This is a genomic window from Streptomyces formicae (assembly GCF_002556545.1).
GTDB lineage: Bacteria > Actinomycetota > Actinomycetes > Streptomycetales > Streptomycetaceae > Streptomyces > Streptomyces formicae_A.
Window position 1 is genome coordinate 701,297 of record NZ_CP022685.1, and the last position, 19,397, is coordinate 720,693.

Below are 19,397 nucleotides of genomic sequence, written 5' to 3' on the forward strand. Positions count from 1 at the left end.
AGCTACTGCGCAGGGCCAGTACCAGCCCCGCGGCTCACCAGCACCCTGCCATCGCTGGTCGTCAGTCAATCAGAGCAGCACATGCGTGTTGCCTGCAGAGGCAAAACGCGAGCAGCTTCACCCTCACGAGTGCTTTCTCCACCGCTACACTCGGCACTCCTTTTGAGGCGACTACGCGCGCCGCCACCTTTTGAATCAGTAAGTGCACCTCGGCGCTACCTCAACTAAGGTGACGCTGGAAAGATCCGGTCATGGTCACGGTCTGATGCGATAAGACCGGGCTGCGCCTCGACCAAGCTGCCAGCTCCGATGGCAAAATAGATTCCGTTCCACCACTGCTCCAGAACGAGTGCAAATACTGCCATCCCGTACTCTCGCGAGAAACCGCTCGCGTGGCCTGAATCAATCACCGTAGCGAAGTTTTCGCAATATTTGCCGTCCATATACGCGAGGAACGCATCAGCAGTAATACGCCGCTGCTGGAGAAGCATCGGAAGGACAAGCTGATAATCCACGAGACTCATGGGTATCATACCAGATTGAACAGCGTTGCACACGGCCTGATGAACCTGCAACGTCCCGCTGTGAGTATCCCCGCCGACGGAAACGGTGTACTGCATGGCACGGCGGGGCACAGACACTCTTTTCGATGTGTCAAGATCCTTGATGCCGAAGGTGGGTGTATAGCAGTCGGCGAGTTGACCGGACAGGTACATATCCCGATTGCGGGCATCGCTACATAGATCGCTGGCGAGCGTATAGTACCGCCACAAGTCATGGCGGTGGGCGCTCGACTGCCACAGGCAGGTTCCGTAGGCGAATACTGCACCTGTGTACCGCTCTTCCTTCACGTAACCACCTGGCGTGAGTTGTGCGTTAAGCATCCAGACGGTTCGCTCGTAACAATCCAGCAGATCCGAGAGAGCCAAGGAGCCGCGTGTTAGAGCGAGTACGCTCTGAGCACACTCTTGTGCACGTAGGTCAGGCCCGAGGTCCGGCCAGTCATTGACAAGCCCTGCGATCATCATGTCGTCGCGTCCCTCAGCACCTTCAGCAAACGACAGGTAATGGCCAAAAACACCGCTGTCAACGGCCTTGAAGTCACGCCAAATGTCTCTATCAGCGAAGACCCACCCACTCCGCCCATCAGTTTCGCGACTCTTCATACCAGCCTCGTGACGGCGCTTAAGATCAAAGAAAGCCATGTCACACGACATGTGCAGTCTGCGTGCCTGAACTTCAAGAGGGAGATCCGGCATATCCCACAGAGCAACAATTTCTCGCACCAAGGACTCACCTCCCCCTTCGATAATATCAACATTGTATTCAAGATAAAAAGAATACGCTAGCCAAATAAGGTAGTCTTGCCACCCGGGGCAGTCATCGGAAAGTAGCGACTCCCACCACGAACCAACGGCAAAGTTAGGGTAGGACGCCACACCTGATAGGCCATGCCTCTCCATTACCGTGACCCATGAAGGAGAAGTGCAGGTATCAATTTTCGATTTCGTTGACCGTCCGGCATTCTCACCCGCTCGAGCCCGAGCGTAGATCTCCCCGATCCGATCCTGGGCAACCGATACCGGGCGAAGGGCCACTTTATCACCAACTACACCGCTGACGCGGGTGGCCTGAATGAGCTCTAGCAGTTCACGGCTTGTGAAGACCATCTCCGCACAAGCCCGCGTCCACCGAGCGAACTCTTCCCCGAGAGCAGCTGGATTATCCAAGGCCTGGTTAAGCTGGGTCTCAGGAGCGTAGCGCCAGCCAGATCCGCTACTCCAGTCCTGACCAGAATCCAGCGCTTGGCGCACACGCTGTACATGATGGTCCAAAGGAGTGCCAGCTACCGCCTTACGTGTCCACAGGACCGACATAGGCGGAGCGGTCGGAGTCACGTCGCGCTGGTACTGGTGCACTCGGAAATTCAGCGGCACCAAATCTACCGGATTGCCGGTCATACCTAACCTCCAAGGTGACAACGGTGTGATTCCCATGCTTCTGCACTTCACACTTTTCTGGTGATCCTTTTACATTCGCGTAGGGGATCCATCCTCCAGTTCAGTAGCCTTGGCCCACACTCTGTAGCCGATGGGGCGTAGTGATAGCTCTACGCTCTGAGTCAGGATCACAGTCACGCGGGCGTGCGGACCACAGGCGCGGCCATGGTGGTCTCCCCTTTCATGGGATGAGGGTACGGATGCGGGGGTGTCCAAATCCCGCCTGCTTCCTTCTTCCGAGCCCGCGAGAGTGGGCACAACTCCAGCAAGCGCCGCGCCCGCTGGAAAGGGAAGCCGCTTTGGGCTGCCGGGGCGTCAAACGCGTCAAACGCTTGTGCGCTTGCGAATTCGAGAGAGCGGAGGAAAGGCTGTCATGGCCCGTCGTGATCCCAATGCCCAGCTGGCCGCGCTCCTGGCGGAGGCCGGCTGGAGCGCGGGTGCTCTGGCCCGGGCAATCAACGCCCTGGGCACCACACGGGGAATGGTTCTACGCTACAGCCGCGCCTCGGTCGCTTCCTGGCTCGCCGGCTCCCGCCCCTCCGCTCCGGTTCCCGCTCTCGCCGCGCAGGCACTGACCCGACGCACCGGTCGTCGGGTCATAGTCGAGGACACCGGTCTTGCCCAGCTCCCCGCACCAGCGCAGGCCGCTGCCGTCCACCCGTTGAAGGATCGCGATTCGTGTGCTATCTGCAACGTAGCTCAGGGCCCGGTTCTGTTAATTTGCCGGTCCTCTTACGTTTCATTCCGGACCTATACATGTTTGCTCCATGGTTCACTGTCAGGCCTCAGCACCTCATACCCCCGTGTCGCCGAGCAGGCATCAATGAGGTAAAATCCTCGACCCTGATTCAGGCGTACCGCCCGAAACAGGAGTCCTCTTTCTTGGCGGAAGGCGATGCCTGCAATCCACCACTACAAGAGGCAAACGATTCCTAGCCGGTCCCACCACACTAGGAGCCCGCAGCCGCAAAGCTCTGCAGTCATAGTCTCCAGCCATGGTTTTCACAGTCAACCCGGTTGCTATAGCCACTCCTCAGTTTGCACGGTAGGTCATAATTGAAACGATAACTGGGCTGCCTTTTTTGAACAGAAGGTAGCGATACTAAGTTACCGCATTCTTGATATCCCTACTTGTATTGCACGACGTGCCGGTTAGGTACGGGCCTCGGGGATTTTTATACTTGCATCTTCTGAGGCTAGCGGGTCAATGGCGCCTGGGCCGGAATTCCGGAGAGATTGCGTAAAGGCCGACGCCGCTGGGAATATCGAGTAAGAGGTCTCTGTCGACTTCACCATCTGCCGGGCCCCACCAGCACGCCGCCGAGCCCGGAAAAAGGGGACCAGCGCGGCGGGCAGGGCAGCCAGGTACTCGCGTCCGAGCCGGACGCCCCGACATCGGGCACTCGCGGCGGCCTGACCACGAGACTCGCCTCGCCGTAGAATCCTCGTTCCATGTCTTGGTCATGATCGTTACCGTCGACAGGGGCGGCAATGCCCCGCTGTTCACCGAAGTGATAAACCACATCCGTGTGCCCCGGCTCAGCGGAGCAGCGAGACACCGTAGCTGTCGTCGTGTGCCCGCAGGATTAACCGGGACAGCCTTTAGGCAGGACACTGCCATCGGCGTGGCAGCACGGGTGGCAGACCACCAGGCTTCAGTCGCGAGAAATGCGTAGGCCAGAAAACCACAAGCTCGCCGTCCGCCACGAAGCCACCATCCAACTCACCTTGTGTTGCGACAGGCACTATAACCACATCTCATACGCCCTAGCGACGTTTACGACAGTTAAATTCTTCTAGATAGGGCACCGATGAGGCCCTCCTCGCTATTTGACTGTACAACGAGTCCAGCAAAAGTCCGCTTCCAAATGTGGCGCACTCTCTAGATCTAATACTTAGATCATAATATCCGCACCTGCCTAGGGGAAGTTGTAAATGTGACGTATTTACTCAACTTTACGCCATGGCCTTCCCGGGCTCGTGCATGCAGCAAAGAGCTCACGCAGATGGCAAAATACTGCTGGATGTCCGACGCAGTGAGGCGAACGTGGAATCCCGTATGGGGCGGGGTACTTGGAGCTGGATCAATTCGGATTGGCTGTGGGAGATCGCGGAGCCGCTGGCCCCTCACTGAGCGTGTGGTCCTGTGAGGTGTGTTTGGTCCCGCCTCAGGTTCCGCGCCAGTTGAGGGTGGCTTCGCCGGTGAGGCGGCGGGTCATGAGGTTGATCATCGCGAGGTGGATCATGGCTTCGGAGCGGTGTGGGTGGGTTTCGTAGTCGCGGGCGAGTCTGCGGTGGTGCATGAGCCAGCCGATGCTGCGTTCGATGGTCCAGCGGCGCGGAATGATCGTGAACCCCTTGACGCCTGGCGGGCGTTGGACGGGGTGGACGTCGATGCCCAGGCGGGCGCCGTGCTCGATGGCGGTGGTGCGGTAGCCGGCGTCCACCCAGGCCTTGCGTATCTGCGGATGGACCGCGGCGATGCGGGACAGCAGCGTCACTCCGGCCGCGGTGTCCGAGACGCTGGCGGCGGTGACCAGCACGGTCAGCAGCAGGCCCAGGGTGTCGCAGCCGAGGTGGCGCTTGCGGCCGATGATCCGTTTCCCGGCGTCGGTGCCCTGGTCGGCCAGGGGCACGTTGGCGGAGGTCTTGATGGTCTGGGAGTCCAGCACGCAGGCGGACGGCTCACCGTTGCGGCCCTCGCGCTCGCGGACCAGGCGCCGCAGCAGCCCGTTGAGCTGCTCGAACACGCCATCCTGCTGCCAGGCGGCGAAGTAGCCGTAGGAGGTGCGCCAGTGCGGGAAGTCGTGCGGCAGATAGCGCCAGGGGATGCCGGTGCGGTCCATGTAGATCACGGCGTTCATCAGGGCGCGCAGGTCGTGCTCGGGCGGGCGGCCGATGTCCAGGCCGCGGCCGCGGCGCTCGGCCCGCCAGGCGCTCAGTACTGGTTCGATCAGCGCCCAGCGGGCATCGGACAGATCGCTGGGGTAGCCGCGGTGCGGAGCCATGTTTCCGATGTACAGCGGCGCGTTCGGCTCGGCAAGCAGGCAAACACCCGCGGGCGGGGACGCCTTGGGATGACACAGGATGAGCCCGGACGAAACGATCCTCTCGGACCGCTTCGCAGATGTGTCGGCTCGTCGGCCCCATCAGTCTCGGAATCCTGACCCCGAAAAACCGCAACACATTGCCACGAAACAGGACCACACGCTCAGTCAGAGGTCGTTTTCATCTGAGTCATTGCGGTATAGCCATGTTTATGCCGTCCGATGATCTGGTGGTGGTGGGGCTGTCGGGCTGGTGGTGGATGCCGAGACGAATGGTGTGACAGCTGGGGTGGAGGACTGCTTGCGCCTGTCTCATTCCAGGACGCCCGGGTCCGTCCCGTGCTTCGATACGGCCGCACGCACGCCTGGGCGCACGCCCCGATACGGCGGTATCTCCAGGTCATGGCCGACCGTCGCCCGTATCCGAGTGATCTGTCCGATGCGCGCTGGGAGTTGATCGAGCCGGTCCTGGCCGCCTGGCGCTACGAGCGCCACGGCCGGGCACTGGGCTTCGGCCGACCCGCCGAGCTCGACCTGCGCGAGATCATGAACGCGATCTTGTACGTGGACCGCACCGGAGTGCAGTGGCGCTACCTGCCGCACGACTTCCCCCACTGGAACTCCGTCTACGGCTACTTCGCCAAGTGGCAGGCGGACGGCATCTTCGCCCAGCTCAACGGCCTGCTAAGGGAGTTAGTCCGCGAACAGGAGGGCCGAAGCACCGAGCCCTCGGCCTGCGTGATCGACGCGCAGAGCGTGAAGACCTCCACCAGCGTCCCCGCCGCGAGCCAGGGCACGGACAACGCCAAGAAGATCGTGGGCCGCAAGCGGAGCATCGTGACCGACACCCTTGGCCTGCTGCTCGCGGTCCTGGTCACCGCGGCCAGCGTTCAGGACTCCAACACCGGCACCCGCCTGCTCGACCAGGTCGCCGCCAACCACCCCACGATCCACAAGACCTGGGTGGACGGCGGCTACCGCAAGCACTTCGTCGAGCACGCCGCCACCCTCGGCATTGACATGGAGATCAGCGCCCGCACCTCCGGGAACAGGGGATTCATCCCCATCCCGAAACGCTGGGCCGTGGAGCGGACCTACGGCTGGCTCATGCTGCACCGCCGCCTGGCCCGCGACTACGAAACCCACCCGCACCGCTCCGAAGCCATGATCCATCTCGAGATGACCGACTTGATGTCCCGTCGCCTCACCGGCGAGACAACCATCTCCTGGCGCGACCCGACATCAGCGGATCAAAGGCTCATCTCGGGATGAAACAACAGGAGAAAACGACCTCTGACCTGGTCTGGGACTGACCTTCGTGTCCAGAGAGTTGATCTGTCGGCCGGGGTCGGACGGGACGCCGGATACCGGCCCGCGGGCGTGTCCCGATAGGGGCTTTCGCAGTGGCACTCTCACAGTCTTGACCTCCTGTCCGGCCGGAACTGGGGCCTTGGCCCGCGCTGAACGGAGGTCCATCGTGCACCCTCCCCACGTCCGACCGCATGCCGATCTGATCCTGGGCATCGATACACACAAAGACCTGAATGTGGTCGCCGTTCTGACGCCCCTGGGTGCCCTGCTGGAGACGAAGGCCTTCCCGGCCACCACGCGGATATCGCGCACTGCTGCTCTGGAGCCGCTCATTCGGCGCTGTCCGCCAGGCGGGCGTGGAGGGCACCGGTTCCTACGGTGCCGCCATGGTCCGCTACTTGATCGCCGAGGGAGTGCGGGTCATCGAGGTCAACCGGCCGGACCGGGCAACACGGCGCCAGCGCTGCAAGACCGACACGGTGGACGCCGAAGCAGCAGCACGGGCCGTGCTGACAGGCCGGGCCTCCATCCGCCCCAAGCACACCGCCGGAGCCGTGGAAGAACTCCGCGTGGCCAAGATGGTCAAAGCTTCGGCCACCGCCACCCGCTCAAGGCAATCCTCGTCAGCGCCGACGCCCAACTGCGGGAAACCCTTGAGCCACTACGCAATCCCGCCTTGTTCGCTGCGTGCCCGCGTCTCGATCCACGGCACGGCTCCGTTCAGCACGCCCTGCAGCTGCTGGCCATCCGCATCCAGCAACTCTCGAAGGAGATAGCCGCACTCAAGCAATGGATCACCAAAATTGTCCAGGGCCTCAGCCCCGCCCTCCTGAAGGTCTATGGAGTAGGGCCGGACAGTGCGGCGTCCCTGCTCATCGCGGCCGGGGGAAACCACGACCGCCTCACCGGCGAGGCATCCTTCGCCGCGCTTTGCAGTGTCAGCCCCGTGGAGCACTCGTCAGGCAAAGTCGGCACCGCCGCCTGAACCGGGGCGGCGACCGGCAGGCCAATGCAGCGCGCGCTCTACCGCATCGTCCTCACGCGGCTCCGACTCGAAGAGCGCACCCAGAACTACCTGGAGCGGCGCACCAAAGACGGCAAAACCAAACGCGAAACCATCAGATGCCTCAAACGCTTCGTCGCACGAGAGGTCTACTACCTTCATATGCTCCCGACTTTAATCCCGTGGAAGGTGCCTGGTCGCTGGTTCGGCGCTTGGCGCAGTGCAACACCACGTTCAACGACTCGGACCATCTGATCCGGACCCTCCGCCGCAGCCTCCGCGAAATTCAGTGAGCCTTTTCCAACCTCATGCTGGTGCGTGGTGAAGTACGAGGACGGCTTTCATGACGTCGGTGATTTGGTTGGTGCTGCAGCGGAGCTTCCTCAAGAGGCCCTGGCATTTCAGGGTGGCATGGCCTGCTCGCCGACGCACCGGATATAGGCATGGGTGGTGTTGTGGCTGCGCTTCCACCTCTTGAAGCGGCGGCCCCGGAACGGCACTTGGACAAGGCCGCCAGCGCCTCGATATGCCTTATCGGCACAACATCCGGGCCCCCGTCGGCGAGGGTTTCGATGATGCGATGCTGCCTGGCAGCGGTCAGGTCGTGGGTTGAGCCGGGCAGCCCCGGCGAGGCCTGGAGCAGGCGTCCAAACGGGTCGGTGAGAACCTCCATGTTCATGCCATGGCGCTTGTGTTTTAGGAGTAGTACGGGGTGTCCGCAGCGATGCGGTCGATGGGCAGCAGGGTGCCGCCGAGGATGACGAACGCCTTCTCGCGAATCGTCTCCATCGCCGCGACCAGGAGCGGGGCGAGGGTGGCCAGGACGTCGACGGCCTCTCGTATGTAGCGGAAGACGGTCGCAATCTCGATGCCGGACCCGGCCGCCAGCTGGGCGTAGGTGTCGCCGCATCGTAGATGGACCAGGGCGAGCAGAGCCTGTCGCGCGGCAGGAAGGCGCCGCCAGCGTGTCCCGATCTTTTGTGGCCTGGCTGTGCGTTGTTCGGCCAGGAACCGCAGAGTGCGGCAGGACAGATTAATCGACGATGGGTAGACAAGCACGCGAAACTCCTGGCAGACACGATGGTCTTGGCCGAAAACCCGTCTACCAGAAGCTTCGTCGTCGCACAGGACGACCCAACCCGCGGTCAACGCCGCCAGCTTGGAAACAGCTGACTGGCGTCGTTACCAAGCCATCCACCATCAGGGAAAAGCCACCCTGACATGAAGATTGTGATCTACAGACGGAGTTATCAGTGGCCGTTGTCGTACGCACGCCGAGCAGCGACGATGGCATGCCTGTTGCGCTCGGCCCAGGTCGCGAGGGCGTGCAGCGGATCGCGGATTTCGTCGAGGAGAGGGGTAGTAGAGTACTCTACCCGCAGTGGCACATCGAGATAGACAGCCCGAGTCACAAGGCCATGGCGTTCGAGATTGCGCAAGCAATGAGTCAGCATACGTCGACTTATACCGTCGATGGCGCGCTCTATTTCGGTGAAACGACGCGGGCCGTTGCCGAGATCAATCAGAATTAGAGCGGTCCATTTGTCACCGATGAGCGTCAAAGCCTCCCTGAGTGGGCAGTCCCGGTTTTTCGGCAAGGGGGATTCTTCTCGTGCCACAGAGGGCTTTATCTCGCTATTCTTTTGGGGCATAAAATCGCCTCTTTCTGGCAAGTGCTGAACGCGCCCCAGTATAGACAACCAGCATTTTTGCAATCTATTGATGTTAAATTTACCACTATTTTCACACCTCATGACCAACCCGGCGGTCTTTTCCGCGCCGATGAACGCGTACGTCTCGTTCACCGATCGCTCTCCTTCGCGAAGAAGACCCACGGGTTTTCGCAGGACCTCGATCGTCTTGGTCTGCTCGGAGTTCTTCCGAGGCAGCCACTTGAGCTCCTCGCGCTCAGTGCTCGTGAACTCCGCCGGGGCGCCGTCGCCACGATCGGCCCTGGCCTGGCGATACCAGCCGCCTAGGTCGTGTCCGCAAAGTCGTTGGCGCGTTGGTCTGTTCGTGGTGTGTCGTCATGAACTGACCGATGAGTCCTGGGCGGTGATCGAACCGTTGCTGGCCCCGCCCCGGATGGGACGTCCGGTACGGGACCGGCGTCAGGTTGTCAATGGGATCTTGTGGAAACTGTCGACCGGAGCGGCCTGGCGGGACCTGCCCGAACGCTTTGGGCCGTGGAAGACGGTCTACGAACGCTTTCGCCGCTGGTCGGCCAATGGCACCTGGGACTGCCTGCTGGCCCACGTCCAGCAGCACAGTGATGCCGTCGGCTCCATCGACTGGTCCATCGTGTGCATCGATTCCACCACCGTGCGGGCCCATCAGCATGCAACCGGAGCCCGAAAGAGGGGCAGCACTGGCCGGGCGAGGCGATCGGCCGCGCCCGCGGCGGACTGACCACCAAGATCCATCTCACCTGTGACGGGCACGGCCGCCCGCTGGCCTTCACCCTGACCGCCGGGAACGTGAACGACTACACCCAGTTCGAGGCGGTCATGGCCCGCATCCGGATCGCGCGATGCGGGCCGGGCCGTCCACGCACCCGACCGGAACGGGTGGCTGCGGACAAGGGCTACTCGTCCCTCAAGATCCGCGCCTACCTGCGCCGGCACGGCTTCAAGGACGCCATGCCGGAACGAATCGACCAGGTCAACGGCCGCATTCGGCGCGGCGAGCGACGCTGCCACCTCAACCGCGCCACCTACCGGCGCCGCAACCCCGTCGAACGCTGCTTCAACAAGCTCAAGCACCACAAGGCCCTGGCCACCCGCTACGACAAACGCGCCCGTCACTACCAAGCCATGGTCACCCTCGCCTGCCTACAACTCTGGCTCCCATGACTTTGCGGACACGACCTAGGGACTCGGAACTGATGCCGAGTTCCCGGGCGACGGCGGTGACCGTCTTGCCCATGGAATCGACAAGCGCAATGGCGTCCCGCTTGAACTCTTCGGGGCCTTGACCCCGGATTTTGAACACGTTTATGCGGCTTGGGCCAGGGTAGTTGTTGCTGGCTAGAGGGCGTTCTCGTAGGTGATCGGGGCTCGCTGGCCGAGGCGGGAGTGCCGGCGGAAGGTGTTGTATCGGGTCAGCCAACGGAAGGCGTCGAGCCTGGCTTCACGATCGCTCGACCAGGCTTTGTGGCCTTTGAGGGTCTCCCTCTTGAAGGCGGCGTTTAAGCTTTCCGCGGCGGCGTTGTCCGCGCTGGAGCCGACCGCGCCCATGCTCTGTCGGACTCCCGCTGACCTGCAGGTTTCCGCGAAAGCCCTGCTCGAGTATTGGGATCCGTGGTCCGTATGCACGATCGCTCCGGCAAGTGTCAGGGCTTCGATGACGAGTTCTGTCCGCATGTGGTCGGCGATCGCCCATCCGGCCAGACGGCGTGAGGCGAGGTCGATGACGGTCGCGAGATAGAGCGGCTTCACACCGCTGACCGGTAGATACGTAATGTCGCCGACGTACTTCATGTTCACCTTGGATGCGGTGAAGTCATGTCCGATCAGATCCGGTGCCTTCGCCGCGGCCTGGTCCGCGATGGTGGTTCGGTGCCGGCGGCGCAGACGGACTCCCTCGAGCCCGATGGTCCGCATGATCCTGGCGACGCGTTTGTGGTTGACGCGTTCGCCCCCGTCGCGGAGCTCGGCGGTGATTCTGGGGGCGCCGTAGGTGCCGTCGGAGTCCTGGTGGACCTTTCGTATCCGGGCCGCGGGCCCGTCCTCGACGGCCTGCCGCGCCGCCCGTGCCGCGGCGGTGCGGGTCAGTAGTAGAAGCTCGAACGCGAGAGCCCGAGGATGTCGCAGAGCCGCCTCACGCCGTGACGACGCTGGTGATCCTCAACGAACTGGCAGCGGTTCACCATCGCGTCTCCGTCACGAAATACCGGGCCGCCTTGCGGAGGATGTCACGTTCCTCCTCCAACTCGTGGATCCTCTTGCGGGCCGCGGTCAGCTCCGCCTGAACGTCGTCTCCGTTGGCCTGCGAAGTGGCCGGCCGTGTCGAGTGGCAGCCGGAGCAGCGGCCGTCGGCGGCCCGGATCCAATTCCGCAGCGTCTCGGTGTTCACCCCGAGATCACCGGCGACCGACGTGATCGTCGCTGCTGGCCTCGACCGGTACAACGCGACCGCGTCTGCCTTGAACTCGGCGGGGTAAAGCTTCATCCCCACGGGGACTCCGTTCTCCTGGACCATCAAGATCCAAGTCTCTCCGGTGTCCAAAACCCGGGGTCAAGGTCCCTCGGCACCATCACCCTCGCAGCCCTCACAATCTGGCTCCGCACATGATCCGAGAAACAGCGCCTAGCGGGTGTTGATCGTGGCCGTGTACTACCGCACGAATCTGACCATGCGGCAGCTCGGGCCGCTCTTCCGTGTCTCGTCCTCGACGGTGTGTCGGGTGGTACAGAAGCTGGGCCCGCTTCTCGCGCTCGAACCGGTGGCCCGCCCTGCCGATGCGGCGGACCGGTTGTGGATCGTGGACGGCACCCTGGTCCCGGTGCGGGACCGGCGCGTCGGTTCCTCCAGCCGGAACTACCGGCTCTCGGCGAATGTGCAGGTCATCGTGGACGCCGATACCCGTCTGGTGATCGCGGCGGCCCGGCCGGTGCCGGGTACCACCGCGGACGCGCATGCCTGGCGGGTGTCCGGCCTGGCCGCGTACTGCCGGGGTGTGACCGTCCTGGCCGATGGCACCTACCTCAACTGCGGCATGGTCACCCCGCACCGGAAACGTCCCCGACGTGCGCTGCTGCCGGGCGAGGAGGCCGACAACGCGGCCCACCGCACGGTGCGGGCCCGGGTGGAGCATGTGATCGGCCGCATGAAGAACTACAAGGTCCTCCGCGACTGTCGGCAGCACGGCGACGGCCTCCACCACGCAGTCCAGGCCGTCGCCCAGATGCACAACCTGGCGCTCGCATCATGACCAGAGAACTATCTTTAGGTGCGTCGGGCGGGGTGTCATGATCAGATGTCGGGTGTGAGGGCCGCGAATGCGGTGGGGTCGGTGTCGTACTCCCAGTGCTCGATCAGTCGCCCTTGGCCGTCGAACCGCCACACCCCGCAGAACGGCACCTGAACGGGGATGGATTCTTCCGCGTGCATCAGGCCGATGGCCACACCGTAGTAGTCATTGGCGGCGACATACTCCAGTTCCATCACCACGGTGTTGTTGGTCAGGTTGAACAGAGCTTGCTCGTGTGCGGTCGCGGCATCGAGCCCCAGGAGGGTTCCGGTGTCGCACCGGGTGTGATGTGCCGGGTGGACAACGATGGTCGGGGCACAGTAGCGGCCGATGGTGCGCAGATCGGCATAGACGGCGCGCAGAGTGGCAGCGTTGCGATTTTGTGATGCCATGACACTATTGGTCGCATTCCTTTTCGGCAGCTTGTTGGTTCCAGCCGTTGGGACTGCTTGGCTCGTGTGTATGCAGGCACTCCTCGTTTGTGGGCGCAAGTCGGCCTGGTGAATTCGGGTTGTGCTGGTTCCGGTGGTTGTCTTTTGGCCAGTTTGCCGCTGTAGGCGCATAGGGTTCTTGTTGTGCTGTTCCGCACCAGCCTGGCTGGTGCTCGGGTGATCTGCGGGCTGTTGTCAGACGGTGGGTGTCAGGCGGCGGTGTGTGCCCTTGGAGCACGCGATGTCTGCGGAAACGTGAACCGCCTCGTAGATGCGTTGGTGATCCTCCATTCCGGAGAGACGGAATGATCCCTGAGTCTGGTGGGGCAGACGATGCTGGGAACCGTCGTCTGGCAGGGGCTGTGTGTGTACGCGGCGGTAGGCGTTGTAGTCGATGTCGCGGCGTCGCGATATCGCTTCGAGGTGTGCGGTGGTGCGGAGCTGGGCGCGGTAGCCGGGGACGACTCGTCCGGTAAAGAATTCGGCGACGCTTCCGGAGCCGTAGCTGAAGAAGCCGAGCGTTTCTGCGTCGAGTTCGTCTTCTGCGTCCAGCAGGGACGCGAGGGCGAGATAGAGGGATGCGGTGTAGCTGTTGCCGATGATTTCGTTGTAGTGGGTCGTGGGTGCGATGGCGTGATCGGTTGCTGTGGCGTCGGCTTCGACGCCTGCAGTGTCGAGGAGGTGTCGGTGGGCTTTGAACGCCATGCGCGTGAAGGGCTGGTGGTAGCAGACGGTGCGGATCTTCTCGATCGAAAGGCCCTCGCGTGCCTGGTAGTCGTGCCATGCCCCTTCGACTGCTGCCAGGTAGGCGGCCATGGACTTCTTCCCGTTGACGAGAGCGGTGGCGCGGTAGTTGGGGCGCCAGAAGTCCATGACGTCGTGTGTGTACAGACCGGAGGGGGTGTTGATCTCGACGAGGGAGGGGTCGACTGAGACCAGCATGGCTACCGCGGCAGCCCCTTGGGTGGCCTCTCCCGGGCTGTCGAGGTCGTAGCAGGCGATGTCACTGGCGAGAACCAGGACCTGCTGCTCGGGCTCGCGCTGGACCAACGCGGCCGCGAACTGGAGGGCCGCAGTCGCTCCGTAGCAAGCTTGCTTGAGCTCGACGACCCGGATGTTCGAGGGGAGGTTGAGCAGCGAGTGAACGTACACGCCCGCCGCTTTGGACTGGTCGATGGATGTCTCGGTGGCAAAGAGGAGCGTGCAGATCCGGTCGGTGCCGTGGCGTTCGATGATCGGTGCCGCTGCGTCGGCAGCCATAGTGACGATGTCTTCGTCGGCGGCGGGTAGGCTCATCGCCTGCTGGCCGAGGCCTTTGTGGTATTTCGCCACGCTGGCGCCGGTGTGCTTGCTGAGTTCGGCGTGGGTGAGGACGAGGCTGCCTGTGCGAAAGGAGAGGTCGTGGATGCCTACGGCGCGATCATTGGTCATGGTGGCCTCCGTTGAGGCGTTCGAGACGGGTGTGGGCCTTCATGAGTTCGCCAGGATTGGTCTGGGCGGCGAGCAGCGACAGTTCGCCGCAGAGCACGGTGGCCGCGGCAAGGACGGCGAGACGGCGTGCGTTGTCACCGGCGGGGCGCTCCTCGCGGCAGCCGAGGGTGGTGAGTGTTTCCTCGATGAAGTCGAGGCCTTTACCGTTGCCGACGGTGCCAACGATCAGGTTGGGCAGGGTGCAGGAGAAGTAGAGTTCACCGCCGCGGTCTTCGGCGAGGGTGACGCCTTGGGAGCCTTCCACGATGTTGGCGGCGTCTTGGCCGGTGGCGAGGTAGAAGGCTAGAAGCATGTTCGCGTAGTGGGCGTTGGCGGAACGGATGCCGCCGGCCAGAAGCGTGCCCACCAGGTTCTTGTTGGTATTGAGTTTGGAAATTTGAGCAGCCGTGGTGTGCAGACGGCCTGTCACCACCTGCTCGGGGATGAGTATCTCCGTGGTCACCTTCTTGCCTCGGCCCAGGAGGCCGTTGATGGCGGTGGCTTTCTTGTCAGTGCAGTAGTTGGCGGAGATCGATCCGTAACGGATGCCGGGCACACACTCGAGAAGATGGCTCAGCAGGGCGTCTGCAGCAAGGGTGGTCATGTTGTGACCGGAGGCGTCCCCCGTGCTGAACTCGAAGCGCAGAAACAGTAAGCAGCCGACAATCTCGTCCCGCATGCTCAGCAGTTCGGCGAACCGGCTGGTGGCGCGTGTGAGGGCACGCAGTTCATCGATGCGCCCGTGTACGGCACGGGCAGCGGTGTGAGCGATTTCGGCGGTGTCCGCTTCGACGAGGACGGAGCGGGTCATGCGCTCGTCCATGAGGGTGGCAGTGATGCCGCTCTCGACCATCCTGGAAATCTGCGCGCCGCGACCGACGGCCGGCCATAGTGGCGACTCGTAGGTTGCCAGGGGCACCTCGGTCTCGGTGGTGGCCACGTTTCCCGACACGCGCAGCGGGCCGACCCAGCGCGTGGGAATATGCGCTTTGGTCCGCTTGTTCCGGTCGGAGGGCTTGGGCCGGGTGGGGTGTTCGTTCATCAGTGGTCTCCGTGGTGGTTTGGGGCTGTCGATATGGGGTCGATCGCAGAACAGGCGAAGGGAGCCGGATACGAGTAGGTCCCGGTCGGTGAGAGCGGCTGTGCTGTGGGTTCCCAGGAGTGTCATGAGCGCCCGAGCTGTTCCAGACAGTTGGTGATCTGCTGGATGAGAGCAGTTACCCCACCGGTGAGGAGGGTGGTGAGGAGGTTCCGGGGGCGTCCACCGCATGGGCTCCCAGGGCCAGTGCGCGGGCGGTATCCAGCGGGTGGCGGATGTCGCCCGATGCGAACAGGGGCAGGCCGTGGCCGCACGCGTCGAGCAGGGCGGCCGGAGCGGTCTCCTTCGGGCATGAAGGTCCCATCGGCGGCGATTGCCAAGTCGCCGTTGATCTCCCGGTTCTTATGCTGCCGCCGGCCATGGCGTTGATGTAAAGAGGGACTGGCCGGTCCAGTCCGCCGAACCGAGTGCGCAGTGAGATGCGGTCTCGGATGGTTCCAGCCAGAACGTGGTGGATGAAGTGCACTTCGTCGAACCGGCTGGGTGGGTGTGTTGGGTCGGCTAGGTCCTCATCGGCTATTTCGTGCTGCGCGACTGCCAGCCGCGCACAGTCGTCTTTGCGTGATCCGCTCACGGAGACAGTCCTCAGTCGAAGATGACGGAAGGGCGCAGGACCAGCCCCTGCCTGACGTACGGGCCCCTCGCGAGCGACCCGACATCGGCATCGGCATCGGCATCGGCATCGGCATCGGCATCGGCATCGGCCAGAGCGTCAGTGATCCGCAGCGGCAGCGCAGTGATCCCTGCTGCCGCCCATCGCGTTCGTAGAGCGAGGGCGTCGGTTGTTTCCGGCAGCAGTGCGATGCCGCAGTCTCCGCCGCCGGCACCGGAGGGCTTGCCTGCACCGCCGCAGGCCTCGGCGATGGTGCACAGCTCAGTCAGTTTCGGTGTGAAGATGCCGAGGGCTGTCTCATGGTCCAGGCCGGCCAGGAGGCGCCGCGCGTTGCGGATGGCGGCGAGAAGTGTCGCTGGATCCTGCTGTTCGAGCGCGTGCAACGCTGCTGTCACACAGTGCGCGCTACGCGCCAGGAACCGGCTGCGGCTCGTGCTGTGCCACCACTGGGTGCGGGACAGGTGGCTGACATGGGTGGAGGTGGAGGCCGGGCTGCCGCTCCAGCCAACGTGCAGGTGCGGTGTGTCCAGTGGTGACAGGGTGCGTGCTGTCAGCCCGGGCCACGTGGCCTGCAGCGTCTCTGCGACACCGGTCCGCCTCATGAGGTGCAGCAGACGGGCACGGTCCGGTGCGCGGTAGTGAATCCAGCCGCCCCATGTGCTGGCGGCCAAATCCGCACCGGAAGGGCCGGGGTCCACACGGATGCTCGCCAGCAGAGCCAGACGAAAGCGCAGTTCCGGCGACACTGGCATACCAAAGAAGTCCGTCAGGGCGTTGACAGCCGCGGCCGTCACCGCGCCGCTCGAGCCCAGTCCGATTTTGGTGCCCTGTTCGTGCAGCGTGCTGTGGACCGACAGTTGCACCGACACCGGCCGCAGCCCGAGCTGGGATCGCAGCTGGTCGACGACCTCGACTGTGGAGACCAGATGTGCGAGGGCCCCGCCGAGGTGACAGGCTTCCGCCGGGTCGGTGGGGCGCAATCCTGTCCGTGCACGGCACATTTCCACTTCGTGCGGTAGCAGATCAGTGGCAAGCACCACCTCGCCGCTGTCAGGCGGTGAGGCCTCCACGCTGATGAAACGGTCCACGGCCGCCACGATCGACGGCTGCCCCGGCTCCAGGACGGCGTACTCCCCAGCGATGAGGAGCTTGCCCGGCGCGCTGTGCGTGACCGTCGACGGCATCAGCGCACCGTCTTGTCGAGTGTCGCGCCGGGCCCGCTGCGGGCCACCACCGCCACGCAGCCCGACAGCTGACGCAGTACGCAGGCCACACGCTCCGCGTCGTCGCTGGCGCACAGAACTTTGACGTTGGGCCCGGCATCCATCGTCGCCCATGCCTGTAAGCCATGGGCGCGCATACGGTGCACCTCCTCAAGTACTCGGTGCGAAGCGGGGGTGCGGTAGTGCACGGGCGGCACCGCACTCTCCATGGTCTGATGCATGCCGAGGGCGTTACGCTCGGCAATTGCGCCCACGGTGGCGATATCGCCCCGGGCCAACGCCTCGCGCATGACCGTGCAGTCGCCACGGGCCATGCCGAGCCAGTCGGAGAAGAGTGGCGAAGTTTTCACCGTGCGCCGCATGGCCTCGCGGCTGGAGACCGGCTTGGGTCCGGTCTCCAGCAGGGCCGCGACCAAGGCGAGGTCCAGTGTCGTTTTCGCGAGTGGCTCGGCATAGGAGGCAAGGTCGGGATCTGGGGCGTCAGGTGCGCCGGCATGCCAGATGGCAAAACCGCCGAAGATGGACCGGGCAGCGGATCCGGACCCGCGGCGGGCCAGTCGTGACAACTCCACCGGTTCGACCGGCAGGCCGTAAGCGGAGGCTGCAGCGAGCGCGAGGGCGGCGAACCCGCTGGCCGATGAGGCCAGACCGGCGCCGACTGGAACGGTGTTGCGGGTTGCCACCACGGCAGCCTCGGACCTTCCGGCCCGCTCGCGGACGAGATCCAGAAAGCCGGTGATACGCCGGGCCGTCGCGCCCCGGTCCACGGCACCGTCCACGATCACCACATCTTGCGCCTGGCAGTCGACGAGTCGGATCTCTGTAGTAGTGGGAAAGACATCAAGTGTCATCGACAGGCTGTCGGCGCACGGCAGGACGAGGTCTTCATCGCGCTTTCCCCAGTACTTGACCAGCGCAATGTTGGGATGGGCCACTGCGACACAGCCGTCAGATCCCGGCATGGCTCTCTCCCTTCGTCACCGGAGCCGTCCAGCAGCGCACGCCGGGCTCTCGCGCGAGCACGGCAGCCAGCGCGTCGGCCGTGCGCTCAGTGGCCGTCAGGGCGATCACACATCCGCCTAGTCCTCCTCCGCTCATCTTCGCGCCCAGTGCACCGGCGTTGAGTGCGGCTTCCACCAGGTGATTGGTCCGGTCGGTGGTCAGCTCAAGCCCGTCGAGAAGTTGGTGACAGCTCGTCAGGCACTTGCCCAGCGCTACCAGATGGCCCCGTTTCAGGTCCCGCAGTCCGGCACGGGTCAATGCCACCGAGCGGCTGAGGAACGTCTCACGGCTGCCGGGGTGCTTGGTGAAGCTCTCCCGCAGCATCGTTACGGCCTCCTTCGTAGAGGCGCCGCTGCCGCTGTCCGCCACCACGATCCAACCGTCAGTACCCACCGTTGGGTTACTGATCCGCCCTCCGGCCAGCAATACCGGCCTGTGGCTGCCGGTGGCCAGGGCATCGATGCCGCTTGCCTTGCCATGTACCGTATTCTCGGACATCTGCACAAAGTGGAAGACAGCCTCGGCGTTCAAACGCAGGCCAAGAAGGTTGTTCAGCGCCTGGGCCACAGCGCGGGCGCACGCCGCACTGGCGCCAAGGCCACGTGCAGACGGCACCCCGCTCTCCACCAGCACGTCCACACCCGGTGCCCCCCGCAGGTCCGCCTGGCGCAGCATGGCCCCCGTAAGTTCCCACAATCCTTCCGGCACGCGACTCTTCGGAGCGTGGGACGACACTGACATGGGGCCGCACGGCACGCCTGGTGGCGTCTGAACCAACCGGAACGACAACATCCCGCCCCCAGCCCGGTCACTGCGCACCACGCGAGCGCGGCAGCCCACTCCGGGCACCGGCAGCGCCACGGTAGGGGCCCCGTAGACCGCGGCATGCTCACCCAGCAGGATGACCTTCCCGTGTGCTACCCCGGTGCCCGTGCGGGGCAGCTCGGCCTCCCAACCCACCTGGGACGGTGCTGGCGAGCCCCTCTTCTGCTCGGCGTCACTCACGTTCCGCGCCATGGCTGCTCACCGCCTCCCGCACGGGCGTCGGCACGCTGGGCAGCAACTGTTGTGTCAGTGCTGGAGCCCAACGGCAAACGGGCCTCGTGGTCAAGAGGATCTTCAGAGCGATCTCGGAGCAGGTAAGGATGTTGCCGATACCACTGACCTGTGCGCGGGCGATTGGTGCTGCGCTCATACCCATCGTCCTTTCTGTTGTGCGCCCAGTG

General features: G+C 63.9%; 14 protein-coding genes and 3 pseudogenes. 5 read left to right on the forward strand and 12 right to left on the reverse strand.

What is annotated here, in order from left to right:
• Positions 1 to 224: 224 nt before the first annotated feature.
• Both KY5_RS02950 and KY5_RS02955 read right to left on the reverse strand, forming a co-directional pair.
• Complete coding sequence (locus tag KY5_RS02950; RefSeq protein WP_234362593.1) at positions 225 to 1,961, reverse strand: hypothetical protein; 1,737 nt, start codon at positions 1,959 to 1,961, stop codon at positions 225 to 227.
• A gap of 2,207 nt (positions 1,962 to 4,168) precedes the next feature.
• Positions 4,169 to 5,008, reverse strand: coding sequence for an IS5 family transposase (locus tag KY5_RS02955; protein ID WP_098240697.1), 840 nt, complete (start codon positions 5,006 to 5,008; stop codon positions 4,169 to 4,171).
• A 441-nt stretch (positions 5,009 to 5,449) separates the two neighbouring features.
• On the opposite strand from KY5_RS02955, the gene KY5_RS02960 reads away from it, so the two are divergent.
• The 3 genes from KY5_RS02960 (at position 5,450) to KY5_RS42425 (ending at position 7,343) form a co-directional block, all read left to right on the forward strand.
• A complete protein-coding gene (locus KY5_RS02960; protein WP_098247031.1) occupies positions 5,450 to 6,319 on the forward strand; it encodes an IS5 family transposase in 870 nt (289 codons plus the stop codon).
• Positions 6,320 to 6,714: 395 nt separating this feature from the next.
• Entirely contained in the window at positions 6,715 to 7,134 is a 420-nt protein-coding gene (locus KY5_RS42420) for an IS110 family transposase (RefSeq protein WP_234362594.1), read from the forward strand.
• Positions 7,035 to 7,343, forward strand: a complete 309-nt coding sequence (locus KY5_RS42425) for a transposase (protein WP_234362595.1) — start codon at positions 7,035 to 7,037, stop codon at positions 7,341 to 7,343. Before KY5_RS42420 ends, KY5_RS42425 begins: the two co-directional genes overlap by 100 nt.
• Before the next feature lie 324 nt (positions 7,344 to 7,667).
• On the opposite strand, the pseudogene KY5_RS02970 reads toward KY5_RS42425, so the two are convergent.
• A pseudogene (locus KY5_RS02970) lies at positions 7,668 to 8,420 on the reverse strand (transposase family protein).
• 191 nt (positions 8,421 to 8,611) lie between these two features.
• On the reverse strand, positions 8,612 to 9,166 hold the full coding sequence (locus KY5_RS02975; RefSeq protein WP_324959689.1) for a helix-turn-helix domain-containing protein: 555 nt from the start codon (positions 9,164 to 9,166) through the stop codon (positions 8,612 to 8,614).
• Positions 9,167 to 9,380: 214 nt separating this feature from the next.
• Here KY5_RS02975 and KY5_RS02980 point away from each other — a divergent pair.
• A protein-coding gene (locus KY5_RS02980) for an IS5 family transposase (protein ID WP_234363130.1) occupies positions 9,381 to 10,213 on the forward strand; the annotation gives its coding sequence in 2 pieces (ribosomal slippage) (positions 9,381 to 9,720 and positions 9,720 to 10,213; 834 coding nt in all).
• Here the strand turns inward: KY5_RS02980 and KY5_RS43200 are convergent.
• Together KY5_RS43200 and KY5_RS02985 are read right to left on the reverse strand one after the other, a co-directional pair.
• A complete protein-coding gene (locus KY5_RS43200) occupies positions 10,179 to 10,286 on the reverse strand; it encodes a hypothetical protein (RefSeq protein ID WP_418952860.1) in 108 nt (35 codons plus the stop codon). The two genes, KY5_RS02980 and KY5_RS43200, sit on opposite strands and share 35 nt — an antisense overlap.
• 101 nt (positions 10,287 to 10,387) lie before the next feature.
• Positions 10,388 to 11,537: pseudogene (locus KY5_RS02985) on the reverse strand (IS3 family transposase).
• 136 nt (positions 11,538 to 11,673) lie between these two features.
• Between KY5_RS02985 and KY5_RS02990 the strand changes: the two are divergent.
• Positions 11,674 to 12,294: pseudogene (locus KY5_RS02990) on the forward strand (transposase family protein); the annotation flags it as partial.
• A 41-nt stretch (positions 12,295 to 12,335) separates the two neighbouring features.
• On the opposite strand, the gene KY5_RS02995 reads toward KY5_RS02990, so the two are convergent.
• The 6 genes from KY5_RS02995 to mvk all read right to left on the reverse strand — a co-directional run bounded on the left by KY5_RS02995 (position 12,336) and on the right by mvk (position 19,188).
• On the reverse strand, positions 12,336 to 12,725 hold the full coding sequence (locus KY5_RS02995; RefSeq protein WP_098240699.1) for a hypothetical protein: 390 nt from the start codon (positions 12,723 to 12,725) through the stop codon (positions 12,336 to 12,338).
• Positions 12,726 to 12,959: 234 nt separating this feature from the next.
• Positions 12,960 to 14,195 carry a hydroxymethylglutaryl-CoA synthase gene (locus KY5_RS03000; protein ID WP_098240700.1) on the reverse strand — a complete coding sequence of 412 codons (1,236 nt, stop codon included), beginning with the start codon at positions 14,193 to 14,195 and terminating at the stop codon, positions 12,960 to 12,962.
• Positions 14,185 to 15,276, reverse strand: a complete 1,092-nt coding sequence (locus tag KY5_RS03005) for a hydroxymethylglutaryl-CoA reductase (RefSeq protein WP_098247032.1) — start codon at positions 15,274 to 15,276, stop codon at positions 14,185 to 14,187. The genes KY5_RS03000 and KY5_RS03005 overlap by 11 nt, the downstream gene beginning before the upstream one ends.
• A gap of 642 nt (positions 15,277 to 15,918) precedes the next feature.
• Entirely contained in the window at positions 15,919 to 17,130 is a 1,212-nt protein-coding gene (locus KY5_RS03015; protein ID WP_098240701.1) for a phosphomevalonate kinase, read from the reverse strand.
• The gene (mvaD, locus tag KY5_RS03020) at positions 17,130 to 18,131 is read right to left on the reverse strand and encodes a diphosphomevalonate decarboxylase (RefSeq protein ID WP_098240702.1); all 1,002 of its coding nucleotides are present in this window, start codon (positions 18,129 to 18,131) and stop codon (positions 17,130 to 17,132) included. The genes KY5_RS03015 and mvaD overlap by 1 nt, the downstream gene beginning before the upstream one ends.
• The gene (gene mvk / locus KY5_RS03025; protein ID WP_098240703.1) at positions 18,118 to 19,188 is read right to left on the reverse strand and encodes a mevalonate kinase; all 1,071 of its coding nucleotides are present in this window, start codon (positions 19,186 to 19,188) and stop codon (positions 18,118 to 18,120) included. Before mvk ends, mvaD begins: the two co-directional genes overlap by 14 nt.
• Between the last annotated feature and the right edge of the window lie 209 nt (positions 19,189 to 19,397).